The 19,153-nt window shown below is 73.5% G+C and carries 2 protein-coding genes; both read left to right on the top strand.

Going from position 1 to position 19,153, the window contains the following annotated elements; translation table 11 throughout:
* Positions 1-31: 31 nt before the first annotated feature.
* Entirely contained in the window at positions 32-5,491 is a 5,460-nt protein-coding gene (locus OG792_RS20085; RefSeq protein WP_442932487.1) for a type I polyketide synthase, read from the top strand.
* Entirely contained in the window at positions 5,491-19,146 is a 13,656-nt protein-coding gene (locus tag OG792_RS20080; protein ID WP_329101086.1) for a type I polyketide synthase, read from the top strand. The genes OG792_RS20085 and OG792_RS20080 overlap by 1 nt, the downstream gene beginning before the upstream one ends.
* Positions 19,147-19,153 lie beyond the last annotated feature (7 nt).

The raw sequence follows: 19,153 nt of genomic DNA, 5'->3' as shown, positions 1-19,153 counted from the left end.
TTCTTCGGCGGATTTGTCTCGTGGGGCGTTGGTGGGTGCTTTGCGGGAGTCGGTGAAGGAGGTGTCGCGTCTTCGTCGGGTGAATCGTGATTTGTTGGCGGCGGCTGGTGAGCCGGTGGCGGTGGTGGGTGCGGCGTGTCGTTTTCCGGGTGGGGTGGTGTCGCCGGAGGGTTTGTGGGATTTGGTGGCGGGGGGTGGTGATGGGGTTTCGGGTTTTCCGGTGGATCGTGGTTGGGATTTGGAGGGTTTGTTTGATTCGGATCCTGATCGGGTGGGGACGTCGTATGTGCGTGAGGGTGGGTTTTTGTATGATGCGGCGGATTTTGATGCTGAGTTTTTTGGGGTGTCGCCGCGTGAGGCGTTGGCGATGGATCCGCAGCAGCGTTTGGTGTTGGAGGTGGCGTGGGAGGCGTTTGAGCGGGCGGGTTTGGATCCGTTGTCTTTGCGGGGTTCGTTGACGGGTGTTTTTGCGGGTGCGTTTTATCGGGATTATGAGTGGGCGTTGTTGGAGAGTGGTGTGGTGGTTGATGGTCATCAGATGGTGGGGAATTTGGCTTCGGTGATTTCGGGGCGGGTGTCGTTTTTGTTGGGTTTGCAGGGGCCGGCGTTGACGGTGGATACGGCGTGTTCGTCGTCGTTGGTGTCGTTGCATTTGGCGGTGCAGGCGTTGCGGCGGGGTGAGTGTTCGTTGGCGTTGGCTGGTGGGGTGACGGTGATGGCGCGGCCGACGGCGTTTGTGGAGTTTTCTCGGCAGCGGGGGTTGGCGGTGGATGGGCGGTGTAAGTCGTTTGCTGCGGGTGCTGATGGGACGGGTTGGTCGGAGGGTGTGGGGTTTTTGGTGGTGCAGCGGTTGTCTGATGCGGTGGCGCAGGGGCGTCGGGTGTTGGCGGTGGTGCGGGGTTCGGCGGTTAATCAGGATGGTGCGTCGAATGGTTTGACGGCGCCTAATGGGTTGGCGCAGCAGCGGGTGATTCGGGCGGCGTTGCGGGATGCGGGGTTGGGTGTGGGTGATGTGGATGTGGTGGAGGGGCATGGTACGGGGACTCGGTTGGGTGATCCGATTGAGGCGGAGGCGTTGTTGGCGACGTATGGGCAGGGTCGGGTGGGTGGTGTGCCGTTGTGGTTGGGGTCGGTGAAGTCGAATATTGGTCATACTCAGGCGGCGTCGGGTGCGGCGGGGATTATTAAGTTGATTGGTGCTTTTGGGCATGGGGTGTTGCCGCGTACGGTGCATGTGGATGCGCCGTCGCCGTTGGTTGATTGGTCGTCGGGTGCGGTGTCGTTGTTGACGGAGTCGGTGCCGTGGCCGGCCGGGGATCGGCCGCGTCGTGCGGCGGTGTCGTCTTTTGGTATCAGTGGTACGAACGCCCACGTCATCCTTGAGGAACCACCACCAACCGAAACGCGCGGCGAGCGCACCGCGGAAACCGGAACCCTGGTCTGGCCGGTCTCCGCCGCCAGTGAGCCGGCGGTGCGGGAACAGGCCGCCCGCCTGCACGCGCACCTGCTCGCCCGCCCACACGACCACCCGGCCGACGTCATGCTGTCGCTGGCCACCACCAGGGCGCTGCTGGCGCACCGGGCCGTCGTCGTCGGCGACGACCGGGCCACCCTCCTCGGGGACCTGGCGGTGTTCGCCGACGGCGGCACCAACCCGCGCATCCTGCGCGGCGGCCCGTCCACCAGCGGCGAACTCGCCTTCCTGTTCACCGGGCAGGGCGCGCAGCGCGCCGGAATGGGACGCGAACTGGCCGCGCGGTTCCCGGTCTTCGCCGAGGCGCTCGACGAGAGCTGCGCCGCGTTCGGCGACCGGCTCGGCCGACCGCTGCGCGACGTCCTGGCCGGCGGCGAGCAGGAGCTGCTGGATCGGACGATCTTCACCCAGTCGAGCCTGTTCGCGTTCGAGGTCGCCCTCGTCGCGCTACTGCGGCACGTCGGGATCCGGCCGCGCCGCGTCGCCGGGCACTCGATCGGTCAGCTCGTCGCCGCCCACGTGGCCGGGGTGCTCTCCCTGCCGGACGCCGCCGCGCTCGTCACCGCCCGCGCCCGCCTCATGCAGGCCCTGCCGGAGGGCGGCGCGATGCTGTCCGTCCGGGCCTCCGAGCAGGAGGTGACCGGCCTGCTGACCGGACGCGGTGACCGGGTCGCGATCGCGGCGGTCAACGGGTTCCGGGCGGTGGTCCTTTCCGGCGACGAGGACGCGGTCGCCGAGGTCGGAGCGGTCCTTGCCGAGCGCGGACACCGTACGCGGCGGCTGCGGGTCAGCCACGCGTTCCACTCGCCGCGGATGGATCCCATGCTCGACGAGTTCCGCGCGGTGGCCGAAACCCTGACGTACCATCCGCCCACCCTGCCGGTGACCCCAGGCGACCGGATCGACACGGCGGAATACTGGGTCCGGCACGTACGCGACGCGGTGCGGTTCGGGGACACCCTCGGGGACCTGCACACCGCCGGGACCGCGACCTTCCTGGAGATCGGCCCCGACGCCGTCCTCACCGCCATGGGGGAGGAGTACGTCACCGGTCTCGACGTCGAGCCGCCCACGTTCGAGCCGCCCGCGTTCGTGGCGACGCTGCGCGGGAACCGCCCGGAGCAGTGGTCGTTCGTGGCCGCGCTGGCCGCCCTGCACGCACGCGGGTCCACCGTCGACTGGACCCGGGTGTTCGCCGGGACCGACGCCCGCCGGGTCAGCCTGCCCACGGCCGTCTTCCACCGCCGACGCTACTGGCCCAGCGGCACCGCGCGCCGCAACGCCGACGCCACCGGCTTCGGCCTCGACGCCGTCGACCACCCGTGGCTGGCGGCCGGCGTACGACCGGCCGGCGCCGACGCCGTGCTGCTGACCGGGCAGATCTCCCTGGACACCCACCCGTGGCTCGCCGATCACCGGGTGGGGGAGAGCCCGGTGTTCCCCGGTGCCGCGCTCGTCGAACTCGCCCTGGAGGCCGCCGGCCGGCTCGGCGCCGACACCCTCGACGAACTGACCATGACGTCGTCGCTGGTGCTGCCGCAGACCGGCGCGACCGACGTACAGGTCTCGGTCGGCGAGGCCGACACCGCCGGCCAGCGGCCGGTGTCGGTGCACGCCCGCGCCGCCGGATCGCCGGACTGGCAACTCGTCGCGGCCGGCGCGGCCAGCGCGAGCGACGCGGACGACCCGACCGGCTCCGACGAGTGGCCACCAGCCGGCGCCGAGGCGATCGACCTCACCGGCCGGTACGACGAACTCGCCGGACATCGGCTGCACTACGGGCCGGCGTTCCGCAACCTGCGAGCCGCCTGGCGGCGCGGCGGCGAGGTGTACGCGGAGGTCAGCCTCGCCGACGACGAGAGCCTGCGGAAGGAGCGCTTCGGGCTGCATCCCGCCCTGCTCGACGCCACGCTGCACGCCATCGGGCTCGGCGCGCTGCCGACGGCCGGGCCGACCCGGTTGCCGTTCGTGTGGGTGGGCGTACGCCGGTTCTCCACCGACCCGGCGGCGGTGCGGGTCCGGATCGCACCCGTCGGCCCCGACGCGGTCTCACTGGACATCACCGACACCGCCGGACGTCCGGTGGCGTCGGTTGCCTCGTTGACACTGCGGGAGGCCCCCGCCGACCAGCCGGGCGCCCTGTTCGAGGTGGACTGGGCGGCCGTACCGGCCGGTCCCACCGCCCCGGACGCCCACTGGGCGGTGCTCGGTGACGGGCAGCGGCTCGCCTCGGCACTGACCGACGCGGGGCAGCGGACCAGCCGCTACCCCGACCTGGACGCGCTGGCCGCGGCCGGCGACCCCGTACCGGACGCGGTGCTGCTGGTCCTGCGCGAGGTACGGCCCGACGAGGGCGCCGACCTCACCGCCACCGTCCACGCCACCTGCCACCACGCGCTCGCTCAGGCGCAGGCGTGGATCGCCGACGAACGGTTCGGCAGCACCCCGATGATCGTCGTCACCTACGGCGCCACCACCGGCGAGAACCTGCCCGTGGCCGCCGCCCGTGGGCTGATGCTGTCCGCCGCGACCGAGAACCCCGGTCGGTTCGTACTCGTGGACCTCGACCCGGCCCCGGCCTCCGCCCGAGCGCTGCCCCGGGTGCTCGGCCTCGACGAACCGCAGCTCGCCCTGCGCGACGGGACACTGCTGGCCGCCCGGCTGGTCCCGGCCGCCACCGGCACCGCCGAACCGGCGCCCTGGCCGGAACACGGCACGGTGCTCGTCACCGGCGCGACCGGCGCGCTCGGGCGGCTCGTCGCCCACCACCTCGTCACCGCGCGCGGCGTGCGGCGGCTGCTCCTGCTCAGTCGGCGCGGCCCGGACGCGCCCGGCGCCGACGACCTGCGCGCCGAGCTGACCGGGCTCGGTGCGCAGGTCACCATCGCCGCCTGCGACGCCGCCGACCGGGACGCGCTCGCCACGCTGCTCGCCACGATCCCCACCGGGCATCCGCTGACCGCCGTGGTGCACGCCGCCGGCGTCCTGGACGACGGCGTGCTCGGCGCGCTCACCGGTGCCCGCGTCGACACGGTGTTGCGGCCCAAGGTGGACGCCGGGTGGAACCTGCACGACCTCACCCGCGACGCCGACCTCGCCGCGTTCGTGGTGTTCTCCTCGGTCGCCGGGACCCTCGGCACCGCCGGCCAGGCCGGCTACGCGGCGGGGAACGCGTTCCTGGACGCGCTCGCGCGGCACCGGCGGGTACGCGGCCGCCCCGCACTCTCGCTCGGCTGGGGTGCCTGGGCCGGGAGCGGCATGGCCGCCACGCTCGGCGCGGCCGACCTCGCACGGGTCGCCCGCAGCGGTGTCGGCGTGCTCGCCACGGACGACGGGTTGAGGCTGCTGGAGGCGGCCCTGGCCGGCGAGCCGGCCCACGTCGTACCCCTTCGGCTCGACACCGCGGCGCTCGACCCGGACGCGCCGGCCCTGCTGCGCGGCCTGGCCCGCGCCCGTCGCACGCCCCGGCACCGTCTTTCCGACGTGGACGCCCTGAAGCGACGCCTCGCCACGCTGAGCCCGCCCAAGCGGCACCGGGCCCTGACTGACCTGGTCCGTGCCGAGACCGCCACCGTGCTCAACTACCCCGGCGCCGCCCGGATCCCGGTGGAGCGCAGCTTCACCGACCTCGGCGCCGACTCGCTCACCGCGCTGGAACTGCGAAACGCACTGATCCGGGCGACCGGGGTACGCCTGGCCCCGACGGTGGTCTTCGACCACCCCACACCGGCCGCCCTGGCGCGGCTGCTGCACGACGAACTGGTGGTGGAAACCGCCCCGGACGGTCCCGGCGACTTCGACGAGAACCGCTTCCGCCGGGAGTTCGCCGCGCTGCCGGTCGACCGGCTACGCGAGGCCGGACTACTGGCCGGGCTGCTCGCCCTGCTGGAGTCCGGCGATCCGGGCGTTCCCGTCGGTCCCGTCGCTCCCGTCGTGGCGGCCGACGACGACGGGGTGATCGATGAATTGGGCGTCGCGGAGCTGATCCGGCTGGCGACCGAGGTTGTTGATTCCTGATGGTCTCTGGTGGGGAGTCTTCGATGGATTCGTCTCGTGGGGCGTTGGTGGGTGCTTTGCGGGAGTCGGTGAAGGAGGTGTCGCGTCTTCGTCGGGTGAATCGTGATTTGTTGGCGGCGGCTGGTGAGCCGGTGGCGGTGGTGGGTGCGGCGTGTCGTTTTCCGGGTGGGGTGGTGTCGCCGGAGGGTTTGTGGGATTTGGTGGCGGGGGGTGGTGATGGGGTTTCGGGTTTTCCGGTGGATCGTGGTTGGGATTTGGAGGGTTTGTTTGATTCGGATCCTGATCGGGTGGGGACGTCGTATGTGCGTGAGGGTGGGTTTTTGTATGATGCGGCGGATTTTGATGCTGAGTTTTTTGGGGTGTCGCCGCGTGAGGCGTTGGCGATGGATCCGCAGCAGCGTTTGGTGTTGGAGGTGGCGTGGGAGGCGTTTGAGCGGGCGGGTTTGGATCCGTTGTCTTTGCGGGGTTCGTTGACGGGTGTTTTTGCGGGTGCGTTTTATCGGGATTATGAGTGGGCGTTGTTGGAGAGTGGTGTGGTGGTTGATGGTCATCAGATGGTGGGGAATTTGGCTTCGGTGATTTCGGGGCGGGTGTCGTTTTTGTTGGGTTTGCAGGGGCCGGCGTTGACGGTGGATACGGCGTGTTCGTCGTCGTTGGTGTCGTTGCATTTGGCGGTGCAGGCGTTGCGGCGGGGTGAGTGTTCGTTGGCGTTGGCTGGTGGGGTGACGGTGATGGCGCGGCCGACGGCGTTTGTGGAGTTTTCTCGGCAGCGGGGGTTGGCGGTGGATGGGCGGTGTAAGTCGTTTGCTGCGGGTGCTGATGGGACGGGTTGGTCGGAGGGTGTGGGGTTTTTGGTGGTGCAGCGGTTGTCTGATGCGGTGGCGCAGGGGCGTCGGGTGTTGGCGGTGGTGCGGGGTTCGGCGGTTAATCAGGATGGTGCGTCGAATGGTTTGACGGCGCCTAATGGGTTGGCGCAGCAGCGGGTGATTCGGGCGGCGTTGCGGGATGCGGGGTTGGGTGTGGGTGATGTGGATGTGGTGGAGGGGCATGGTACGGGGACTCGGTTGGGTGATCCGATTGAGGCGGAGGCGTTGTTGGCGACGTATGGGCAGGGTCGGGTGGGTGGTGTGCCGTTGTGGTTGGGGTCGGTGAAGTCGAATATTGGTCATACTCAGGCGGCGTCGGGTGCGGCGGGGATTATTAAGTTGATTGGTGCTTTTGGGCATGGGGTGTTGCCGCGTACGGTGCATGTGGATGCGCCGTCGCCGTTGGTTGATTGGTCGTCGGGTGCGGTGTCGTTGTTGACGGAGTCGGTGCCGTGGCCGGCCGGGGATCGGCCGCGTCGTGCGGCGGTGTCGTCTTTTGGTATCAGTGGTACGAACGCCCACGTCATCCTTGAGGAACCACCACCAACCGAAACTGCCGAACGGACCCCGCCGCCGGCCGGGCCAATTCCGCTGACCCTGTCCGCGCACACCGCCCAGGCGTTGTTCGACCAGGCCCGGCAGATCCTGCCGCTGCTCCGGGACGGCGTGGAACCGATCGACCTCGCCCGGTCCCTCGTCACCACCCGGGCCACCTTCGACCATCGGGCCGTGCTCGTCGGTGAGCGCCCCGCCCTCGTCGAGGGACTCACCGAACTCGCTGCCGGCTCCCCCGAGGCGGGCATCCGGGGCACGGTCGCCGACACCGGCTCCGTGGTGTTCGTCTTCCCGGGCCAGGGGTCCCAGTGGCCCGGAATGGCAAAGGACCTGCTGGACACCTCGTCGGTCTTCGCCGACCGGATGGCGGAGTGCGAGGCGGCGCTGAAGCCCTTCGTGACCTGGTCACTGACCGATCTGATCCGGGCCGGTGACCCGTGGGACCGGGTCGACGTCGTACAGCCGGCGCTGTTCTCGGTGATGGTGTCGCTGGCCGCCGTGTGGCGCTCGTACGGCGTGGAGCCCGACGCGGTCCTCGGCCACAGCCAGGGCGAGATCGCCGCCGCGGTGGTGGCCGGAGGCCTGTCGCTCGAAGACGGCGCGAAGGTCGTCGCGCTGCGCAGCCGAACCCTCGCCGGACTCGCCGGCCGGGGCGGCATGGCCTCGGTCACCCGCTCGCCCGAGCAGACCGCCGACCTCATCGCGCCCTGGTCCGGCCGGATCTCCGTCGCCGCCGTCAACGGACCGGCGGCCACCGTCGTGGCCGGTCCCCCCGACGCCCTGACCGAGCTGCTCGCCCGGTGCACCGCCGACGGCATCCGGGCCCGACGTGTCGACGTCGACTACGCCTCCCACCACGTGCAGGTCGAGGAGATCCGCGACGACCTGCACACCGCGCTCACCGGCCTCGCCCCGCTGACCGGCGACATCCCGTTCTACTCCACTGTCGACGGCGACTGGCTCGACACCGCCGCCCTCGACGGCGGCTACTGGTACCGCAACCTGCGCCACCCGGTGGCGTTCGCCCCGGCCGTACGAGCCCTCGCCGTCTCCGGCCACACGACGTTCATCGAGATGAGCCCGCATCCGGTGCTCACCGCCGGCATCGACGACACCGCTCAGGACGCCGGCATCCCGGTCATCGCGCTCGGCACGTTACGCCGGGACGAGGGCACGCCGCACCGGCTGCTCGGCGCGCTCGCCGAAGCCTGGGTACGCGGTCTGCCCGTCACCTGGGAGGTCGCGCTGTCCGGCGCCGACCCCCGGCCGGTGGAACTGCCCACGTACCCGTTCCAGCGCCGGCACTACTGGCCCGACCCGACGCGACGCCCGACCCAGCCGAGCGTCCAGGGCGACGACCTCCTGCGCGAGCTGGAAGACCACACCCTGCCCGACCTGGCCGCCGCGCTGAACGTCGACGCCGACGCCCTGGCCACGGTGCTGCCCGCCCTGTCGGCCTGGCGCGCCGCCCGTACGGACGCCGGCCGCGCCGACGCCTGGCGATACCGGGTCGGCTGGCAGCCGCTGTCCCTGGCCCCGGCGCCGCCGCCGGCCGGCCGGTGGCTGGTCCTGACACCCGAACGCGTCGGCGTACCCGACGGCGTCGTACCGGAGCACGTGCACGTCACCGTGCCGGTGGACGCCGACCGGGCAGCCCTCACCGCGCTGCTGCGCGCCGCGCTGGCCGACCGGCCCGTCGCCGGAGTGCTCTCGCTGCTGGCCGACGAGGAACGCCCGTACCCGGGAGAATTTGACCTGCCCGGCGGCCTGGCGCTCACGCTGGCCGCGGCGCAGGCCCTCGGCGACGTGGGCATCGACGCCCCGCTGTGGTGCACCACCCGGGGCGTCGCCACGATCGGCTTCGGTGAACAGCCCGGACCGCCCGCCCATGCCGCGGTCGCCGGACTCTGCCGGACGGTCGCCCTCGAACATCCCGACCGCTGGGGCGGGCTCGTCGACCTGCCCCCGGTGCTCGACGAACGCTCCACCGCCCGGCTCCGGACGGTGCTCGCCGGTGCGGGCGACGAGGACCACATAGCCGTACGCCCGTCCGGCGCGTACGGCCGCCGCCTGGTTCCGGCCCCCGCCCCCGGCCGGCTCGACGAGCGCTGGCCCACGACGGGCACCGTACTGATCACCGGCGGCACCGGTGGTCTCGGCGCGCACCTCGCCCGCCGCCTCGCCTCGGCCGGCACCCCGCACCTGCTGCTGCTGAGCCGGCGCGGCGCCGACGCACCGGGTGCCGCCGAACTGCACGAGGAGCTGACCGGCCTCGGCGCCGCCGTCACCATCACCGCCACCGACGTCACCGACCCCGACCAGCTCGCCGTGGCCCTGGACGGCATCCCGGCCCGCTGGCCCCTGTCCGCGATCTTCCACGCCGCCGGAGTGCTCGACGACGGCCTGCTCGACACGCTGACACCGGACCGGCTCACCACGGTCCTGCGGGGCAAGCTCACCGGCGCGGTCAACCTACAGGCGGCCACCGCCGGCCACGACGTCGAGGCGTTCGTGCTCTTCTCCTCGCTCAGCGGCGTCGTCGGTAGCGCCGGGCAGGCCAACTACGCCGCGGCCAACGCCGCCCTCGACGCGTTCGCCGCCACCCGGCACGCGGCCGGCCTGCCGGTCACCTCCGTGTCCTGGGGCGTCTGGGCCGGGCCGGGCATGGTGGACCAGTCCCGGACCGACCGGCTCGGCGACGCCGGTGTCCGGGCGATGGACCCGGTCACCGCCATCCGCGCGCTCGGCCGGATCCTCGCCGCCGGGGTACGGCACGCGGTCGTCGCCGACGTGCGGTGGCCCCGCTTCGTCGCCTCCGGCCGAGCCCGCGCCTCCGCGCTGATCGGCGACCTGCCCGGAATGGAAACCACCGCCGCCGACGCCGACGAGCCCGACACGTCGCTGCGGGCCCGGCTCGCCACGCTGCCCCCGCCCGAACGGCGGCACGTGCTGACCGGGCTGGTCCAGGACCTCACCGCCCGGGTGCTCGGCCACGCCAACGCCACCGAGGTGAACCCCGCACGGGCCTTCGCCGAGATCGGCTTCGACTCGCTCAACGCCGTCGCCCTGCGCAACCGGCTCGCCGCCGCCACCGGTCTGCGGCTGCCCACCACCCTGGTCTTCGACCACGCCACCCCGAACGCGCTCGCCGGTCACCTGGCCACCGAACTCGCCGGGGCCGAGCCCGTACCGGCTCCGGCGGGTTCGGTGGCGGGGACCGCCGCATCCGCCGCCGACGAGCCGATCGCGATCGTCGGGATCGGGTGCCGCTACCCCGGTGGCGCGCACGGACCCGACGCGTACTGGCGGCTGCTCGCCGAGGGGCGCGACGCCGTCACCGACTGGCCCGCCGACCGTGGCTGGGACACCGAGCGGCTGTACGACCCGGACCGATCACGGCCGGGCACCACGTACAGCCGTCGGGGCGGGTTCCTCGCCGGCGCCGGCGACTTCGACGCGGAGTTCTTCGGCATCTCCCCCCGCGAGGCGCTGGCCATGGACCCCCAGCAACGGCTGCTGCTGGAGACCTCGTGGGAGGCGATCGAGCACGCCGCCATCGACCCCACCTCGCTGCGCGGCAGCGCCGTCGGCGTCTTCATCGGCACGAACGGCCAGGACTACGCCAGCCGGCTCACCGAGGTCGGCACCGCCGAGGGCCACGTCATCACCGGGACCAGTGCGAGCGTGCTCTCCGGCCGGGTCTCGTACACCCTCGGCCTGGCCGGACCGGCCATCACCCTCGACACCGCCTGCTCGTCGTCGCTGGTCACCCTGCACCTCGCCGTCCAGGCCCTGCGGCGTGGGGAGTGCGTGCAGGCGCTCGCCGGCGGCGTCACCGTGATGAGCACCCCGACCGTGTTCGTCGAGTTCAGCCGCCAGGGCGGCCTCGCCCCGGACGGCCGGTGCAAGGCGTTCTCCGCCGACGCCGACGGCACCGCGTGGGCCGAGGGTGCCGGGGTCCTGCTGCTGGAGCGGCTCTCCGACGCCCGCCGGCACGGCCACCGGGTGCTGGCCCTGCTCACCGGCACCGCCATCAACCAGGACGGTGCCAGCAACGGCCTCACCGCCCCCAACGGCACCGCCCAGCAGCAGGTCATCCGGGCGGCCCTCGGCGCCGCCGGCATCGGCGCCGCCGACGTGGGGGCGGTCGAGGCGCACGGCACCGGCACCGAACTCGGCGACCCGATCGAGGCACAGGCCCTACAGGCGGTGTACGGCACCGAGCACGACACCGAACGGCCGCTCTGGCTCGGCTCGGTCAAGTCCAACATCGGCCACACCCAGGCCGCCGCCGGGGTCGCCGGGGTGATCAAGATGGTGCTCGCCCTGCGCCACCGCACCCTGCCGCCGACCCTGCACGCCGACCAGCCCACCCCGCACCTCGACTGGTCCGGCTCCGGCCTGCGCCTGCTCACCGGCGCGACCGCGTGGCCGACCGGCGCCCAGCCCCGGCGCGCCGGCGTCTCGTCGTTCGGCATCAGCGGCACCAACGCCCACGTGATCGTGCAGGAGGCACCGCCCGCCGACGAGCCCGCCGCCCCGTCCGCAGAACCGCTCCCGACGCCACTGCTGCTCTCCGGAGCCACCCCGGACGCCGTACGCGCCCAGGCCGTACGGCTCGGAAAACACCTCGACGCGGGGCGGACCGAGCTGGCCGAGGTCGCGCACACGCTCGCCACCGGGCGCGCCGCCCTGCGGCACCGCGCCGCGATCCTGCGCCACGACGCGGCGAAGGCCCGCGAGGCGCTTGCCGCGCTCGCCACCGGCGACCGGGCCCCCGCGCTGCTGACCGGTGTCGCCACCGGCACCGGCCGGACCGCCTTCCTGTTCCCCGGCCAGGGCAGCCAACTCGCCCGCGCCGGTGCCGAGCTGTACCGGGCGGAACCGGTGTTCGCCGACGCCCTCGACGACGTCCTCGCCCACCTCGCCCCGTACGTCGACGCGTCACTGCCGGACATCATGTTCGCCGCCGAGGGCACCGACCGGGCCGAACTGCTGCACCGCACCCGCTACACCCAACCGGCGCTGTTCGCCGTCGAGGTGGGGCTGTACCGCCTCCTGGCGGCGCGCGGGGTGCACCCGGACCTGATGATCGGCCACTCCGTCGGCGAACTCGCCGCCGCGCACGCGGCCGGCGTGCTGAGCCTCGCCGACGCCGCCATGCTGGTCGCCGCGCGCGGTCGCCTGATGGACGAGCTGCCGACCGGCGGCGTGATGGTGGCGGTGGAGGCCACCGAGGACGAGGCCCTCGACGCGCTCATCGGTACCCCGGTGGCGATCGCCGCGGTCAACGGACCCACCGCGATCGTCCTCAGCGGTGACGCCGACGCCGTGCACGCCGTTGCCGGGCGGTTCGCCCGGACCGGCCGGCGCACCCGCGCACTGACGGTCAGCCAGGCGTTCCACTCCGCCCACATGGACCCGATGCTCGACGAGTTCCGGCGCGTCGCGGAGTCCGTCACGTACGCCCCGCCGCAGGTGCCGGTGATCTCGAACGTGACCGGTGCGGCGGTCGCGCCGGACGCCGACCACTGGGTACGGCACGCCCGGTCGACCGTACGGTTCCTCGACGGCGCCCGACGGCTGCACGCCGAGGGCGCGACCACGTTCCTGGAGGTCGGCCCCGGCGGCGTCCTGACCGCCATGCTGGCCGCCTGCCTGCCCGCCGAGAGCGGTTCGGTGGCCCTGCCCCTGCTGCCCGGCGGCCGCCCGGAAACGCAGTCGGTCACCACCGCCCTGGCCGCGCTGTCCGTACGGGGCCTGCCCGTCGCCTGGCACTCGACCGGACGGCGGGTCGACCTGCCGACATATCCGTTCCAGCATCGCCGGTTCTGGCCCACGCCGGCACCGGCCGACCCGATCGACGAGGTCCCGGCCCTGCGCTACCGGGTCTCCTGGGCGCCGCTCACCGCCCCGGCCGAGCCCCGGCTGACCGGCACCTGGGCGCTGATCGTCCCGCCCGGTGATGCCGTGACGGAGGACGGGATCGCCCCGCCCGGTGACCCGCTCATGTCGTTCGGCGGTGCCGTGCCGGTCGGGGACGCGCTCGGGTCGTACGGCGCCGACGTCACCGTCGTCCCGGCCGGGCCGGATCTCGCCGAGCGGCTCGACGGGACCGCCTGGGCGGGCGTGGTGTCGCTGCTGGAGAGCACGGGCGACACCCTCCGGCTGGTCCGGGCCGTCACCGGCGCCGCAGGCGGCGCGCGGTTGTGGTGCGTGACGTCCGGCGTCGCCCAGGACACGCCGCCCGACCCGGAGCTGGCCCAGATCTGGGGGCTCGGCCGGGTCGTCGCCCTGGAACACCCCGATCGCTGGGGTGGGCTCGCCGACCTGCCCGCCACGCCGGATGCCGGTGCGCTGCGGCTGCTCGCGGCGTACCTGTCCGGTGGGTTCGGCGACGAGGACCAGCTGGCGATCCGCCCGACCGGTGCGTCCGGCCGCCGCCTCGTACGCGCCACCCCACCGGCCGCACGGGCGGGTCGGCACTGGACCCCGACCGGGACCACCCTGATCACCGGCGGCACCGGCGGGATCGGTGCCGCCCTCGCCCGCGAACTGGCCGCCGACGGCGCCGGACATCTGGTGCTCGTCGGCCGTCGGGGCACCGCCGCGCCCGGGGTGGGCGAGCTCGTCGCCGACCTCGAACGCGCCGGCACCCGCGTCACCGTGGCGGCCTGCGACGTGACCGACCGGACCGCGCTCGCCGAACTGCTGGACCGGCTGTACGCGGCCGGCGACCCGCCCCGCGCCGTCTTCCACGCCGCCGGCGTCGTCTCGATCGCGCGCATCGACGCCCGGACCGGGAACGATGACGAGACCGCCGCCGAACTGGCCGCGAAGGCCACCGCCGCGTCCCATCTCGACAGCCTGCTCGACGGGCGACCGCTGGACGCGTTCGTGCTGTTCTCCTCGATCGCCGGCATCTGGGGCAGCGGCGGGCAGAGCGGCTACGCCGCCGCCAACGCCCACCTGGAGGCGCTCGCCGCCGGCCGCCGCGCCCGTGGCCTTCCCGCCACCTGCGTGGCCTGGGGACCGTGGGCCGGCACCGGGATGGCCCGGGGTGACGCCGGGACGAGCCTGCGCCGACACGGCCTGGTCGGGCTGCGGCCGGCCGTCGCGCTGGCCGCCCTGCGCCAGGCGATCGACCTCGACGAGCCCGACCTGGTTGTCGCCGACGTGGACTGGCCACGATTCCTGCCCACCTTCACCGTCGCCCGGCCGAGCGCCCTGCTCAGCGGGCTGTCCGAGCCGTCGGAGCCCGAGTCGACCGCCGACCGGACCGGCACCGAGCCCGACCGGGCCGGCACCGGGTCGGAGACCGGATGGCGGCGCAGGTTCGCCCGGCTGACCGCGGCCGAGCGGCACGATGCGCTGCGTGAGCTGGTCGGCACCGAGGTCGCCACGGCTCTCGGCCACGACCCCGGCCACCAGATCGATCCCGTACGCCCGCTGCGCGATCTCGGCTTCGACTCGCTCACCACGGTCGAACTGCGCGACCGGATCGGCGCGGCCACCGGGCTCACCCTGCCCGTCACGCTGATGTTCGACCATCCGACCGCCGACGCGCTCAGCGCGCACCTGCACGTCCTGCTGACCGGCGGCACCCCGACGCCGGCGCCCGCCACCGGCCCCGCCAGCACGGATCCGGCCGAGCCTCTGGCCATCGTCGCCATGGCCTGCCGCTTTCCGGGCGGCGTACGCACGCCCGAGGACCTCTGGACCCTCGTCGTCGACGAGACCGACGCGATCGGGCTCATGCCCGCCGACCGTGGCTGGGACCTCGCCGCCCGCCACGACCCCGACCCGCAACACCCCGGAACGTTCTACCCGGCCGGGGGCGGGTTCCTCGCCGACGCCGGGGACTTCGACGCGGCGTTCTTCGGCGTCTCGCCCCGCGAGGCGCTCGCCATGGACCCGCAGCAGCGGCTGCTGCTGGAGACCGCGTGGGAGGCACTGGAACGCGCCGGCATGGACCCGGCGCGGCTCGCGGGCAGCGCCGGCGGCGTGTTCGTCGGCCTCGCCGGACAGGGGTACGGCACCGGCCCGAACACCGGGGACGTCGAGGGCCACCTGCTCACCGGCACCGTCACCAGCGTCGCCTCCGGCCGCATCTCATACCAGCTCGGTCTTGAGGGACCGGCCATCACCCTCGACACCGCCTGCTCGTCCTCGCTGGTGGCCCTGCACCTGGCCGGGCAGGCGCTGCGGGCCGGGGAGTGCACGTTCGCCCTCGTCGGCGGTGCCGCCGTGATGGCCGGGCCGGACGTCCTGGTGGAGTTCAGCCGGCAGGGCGGGCTCTCCGGGGACGGGCGCTGCCGCTCGTTCGCCGAAACCGCCGACGGCACCGGCTGGGGTGAGGGCGTCGGCATGCTGGTCGTCGAACGCCTCGCCGACGCCCGCCGCAACGGCCACCCGGTGCTGGCGGTCGTCCGTGGCACCGCCGTCAACTCCGACGGCGCGTCGAACGGGCTCACCGCCCCCAACGGCCTCGCCCAGCAGCGGGTCATCCGGCAGGCGCTCGCCAACGCCAGGCTCTCCGCCGCCGACATCGACGTGGTCGAGGCGCACGGCACCGGCACCGTGCTCGGCGACCCGATCGAGGCGCAGGCGCTGCTGGCCACGTACGGGCAGGACCGCAACGGTCGGGGGGCGCTGCGGCTCGGCTCGCTGAAGTCCAACATCGGGCACACCCAGGCGGCTGCGGGCGTGGCCGGCGTCATCAAGATGGTGCAGGCGATGCGGCACCGGGTGCTCCCCCGCACCCTGCACGTGGACGAGGCCAGCACCCGCGTCGACTGGTCGGCGGGCGAGCTGGAGCTGCTGACCGAGGCGCAGCCGTGGACCACCGACGGCCGCCCACGCCGGGCCGGGGTCTCGGCGTTCGGCATGAGCGGCACCAACGCGCACGTCATCGTGGAGGAGGCACCCGAGGCGGATCCACCCACGGCCGCGCGACCGCAGGAGGAGGCACCCGAGGCGGATCCACCCACGGCCGCGCGACCGCAGGCGGGACCGGTGTCGTTGGTGCTCTCCGCGCGTACCGGGACGGCGCTGTGCGCGCAGGCCGCGCGGCTCGCCGCCCACCTGACCACGGAACCGGGGCTTCCGCTCGCCGACGTCGCCCACGCGCTGGTGACCACCCGGTCGGCGTTCGGTGTCCGGGCCGTCGTCACCGGCACCGACCGGGCCGCCATGCTGCGCTCCCTGACCGAACTCGCCGCAGACCAGCCCGCCGCCGGCGTCGTACGCGCAGACGCGACGCGGGCCCGCACCGTCTTCGTGTTTCCGGGGCAGGGTTCGCAGTGGGTGGGGATGGCTCGGGAGTTGCTGGACGAGTCTGCGGTGTTCGCCGAGCGGATGGGGGAGTGTGCGGCGGCTCTGGGGCCGTACGTGGATTGGTCGTTGCTTGATCTGGTTCGTGCGGGCGGTTCGTGGGATCGGGTTGATGTGGTGCAGCCGGTGTTGTTTTCGGTGATGGTGTCGTTGGCGTCGGTGTGGCGTGGGTACGGTGTGGAGCCGGATGCGGTGGTTGGTCATTCGCAGGGTGAGATCGCGGCGGCGGTGGTGGCGGGCGGGCTGTCCCTGGCCGACGGCGCGATGGTCGTCGCGTTGCGCAGCCGGGCGTTGCGCGCGCTGTCCGGGCGCGGTGCGATGGTGTCGCTGGCGGTGGATCGCGCCCGTGCCGAGCGGCTGCTGGATCCCCTGACCAGCAGCGTCGCGGCGGTCAACGGCCCGGCATCGGTGATCGTCGCCGGTGAGCCCGCCGCCCTCGACCGGCTGCTCGCGGACTGCGAGCGCGACGGCGTACGGGCCCGGCGGCTGCCGGTGGACTACGCGGCCCACTCGGGCCAGGTCGAGCAGGTGCGGGACGAGTTGCTCGCCGCGATCGCCGCCGTACGTCCGACCCCCACGACGGTCCCGCTCTACTCCACGGTGACCGGTGAACGGACCGACGGGGAGTCGCTCACCGCGCAGTACTGGTACCGCAACCTGCGCGAGCCGGTGGAGTTCGCCGCCGGCACGAAGCGTCTGCTGGAAGCCGGCTTCTCGCGGTTCGTCGAGGTCTCCACGCACCCCGTGCTGGTGCCCGGCATCCTGGACACGGCCGAGGAGGCCGGACGGGCCGTCACCGCGTTCGGCACGCTGCGCCGCGACGACGGTGGCGTGTCCCGGCTGCTGACGGCCCTCGGCGAAGCCTGGTGCGACGGCGCGTCGGTGTCCTGGGGCGCGGTCCCGGAACTGGCCGGTACCGGCCGCGCCACGGTGCCGCTGCCGACGTACCCGTTCGACCGCCAGCGCTACTGGTTGCCCACCCCCGGCCGGTACGCGGCCCCCGGCGGGGCGGAGGTCGACCGGACCCGGTCCTACCGGGTCCGGTGGCAGCCGATGCCGGTCTCCGCCGCCGGTCGGCTCACCGGGGAGTGGTTGCTGGTCGTCCCCGCCGGCCACGGTGGACACCCGGTCGTGGCCACCTGCCGGGACGCGCTGCGGCAGGCCGGTGCCCGACCCCGCGTCGTCACGGCCGACGAGGTACGGCAGGCCGTTTCGGGAGAGCCGGCGGGCATCCTGTCGCTGCTCGCCCTCGACGATGCCCCGGCACCCGGAACGACGGCACCCACCGGCCTGGTGGCCACCGTCCAGCTGTTGCAGACCCTCGACCGCCGTGGGCTCACCGCCCCGCTCTGGTGCGTCACCACCGGGGCGGTTGCCGTCGACGGCGAGCCGCTCGCGCACCCCGACCAGGCCGGGGTGTGGGGCATCGGCCAGGTGATGCTGCTGGAACAGGAGCCACGCTGGGGCGGCCTGCTCGACCTGCCCGGCACCGGTGCGGCCGGCCCCACCGGCCGGTTGGCCGGGATCCTCGCGGGTGGTCACGGCGAGGACCAGATAGCGCTGCGCCCGGACGGCGCCCACGTCCCCCGACTGGTCGAGGCGGCGCTTCCCGCTCCGTCGGCGCCCGCTCGGCCGGCGCGCCGGGACTGGGCGCCCGACGGCGGGTACGCCCTGATCGTGGGCAGGCTCGACGGCCTGACCATGGAGTTGGCCCGCTGGCTCGCCCGGCGCGGTGCCGCGCACGTGGTGGTCGGTGCCGCCGGGCGGCCCGACCCGACGGTCGTGGCGGCCCTGCGTGCGGAACTGTCCGACCTGGGCGCCGAGCTGACCGTCACCGACGACGATCCGACCGCTCCTGACCCGGTGCCCGGCACCCCCGCCGTCGTGCTGTACCTCGCCGAACCGGACGAGCCGGGAGCCACCCTCACCACGCTCACCGCCGGGGAACTCGACGACGTCATCCGCACGACCGTGCCCCGCGTACGGGACCTGCCCGGCCTCGGCACCGACGCGACGACATCGCTCGTACTGGTCACCCCGCTCAGCGCGATCTGGGGCTCGGCCCGGCGCGGCGCGTCCACGGCCGCGTACGCGACCACGCAAGCGCTCGCCCGGCAGCGCCGCGACGATGGCGGGCACGCCCTGGTGGTGGCGCTGGGCGGGCAGGATCCACGGTCGGCCGGCAGCGACCGGCCGGTGGCTCCCGCCACGGTCACCGCCCTGCTGGAGCAACTCCTCGACCAGGACGAGACGTCGGGGGTGATCGCCGACATCGACATGGACCGGATGATCGCCTCCGTACCCGGGCCGCGCGCCCTCGGCCTGATGCGGGAACTGCCGGAGGTGGCGGAGGCGCTGCGGACGCCCCCCGGGGCGGAGGCCACCCTCGCCGACGCCCTGACCGCGCGACTGCGACCCCTGGACGCGCCGACCCGGCGCAAGGTCCTGCTCGACCTCGTCGCCGAGCACGCCGCCGCGATCCTCGGCCATCCCGACCGCCGGGCGATCCGGCCGGAGGAGGCGTTCTCCGCCATCGGCTTCGACTCCATGCTCGCGGTGCAGTTCCGCAACCGGCTGAGGACCGCGACCGGCGTACCGCTGCCGGCCACCGTGGTCTTCGATCATCCGACCCCGAACGCCCTGGTGGACCTCCTGTTCGACGAACTCTGCGCGGAGACCGCCGAGAGCGAGCAGGTCCTCGGCGAACTCGCCCGGCTGGAGTCGGTGCTGGCGGCCCTCTCCCCGGACGTCGCCGGCGGGAAGGAGATCACCGCCCGGCTGAACGGCCTCGCCCGGCGCTGGTCGGAAAGCGCCGCGCCGGCCCCGCGCGCGGACGACATCGAGTCGGCCACCGCGGACGAACTCTTCGATCTTCTTGACAACGACTACGGCGTGGCCTGAGGAGCGG

This window comes from Micromonospora sp. NBC_01699 (assembly GCF_036250065.1).
Lineage (GTDB): Bacteria > Actinomycetota > Actinomycetes > Mycobacteriales > Micromonosporaceae > Micromonospora_G.
Note: the sequence above shows the minus strand (reverse complement) of the source record. Positions and strands in the feature narration are given on the sequence as shown.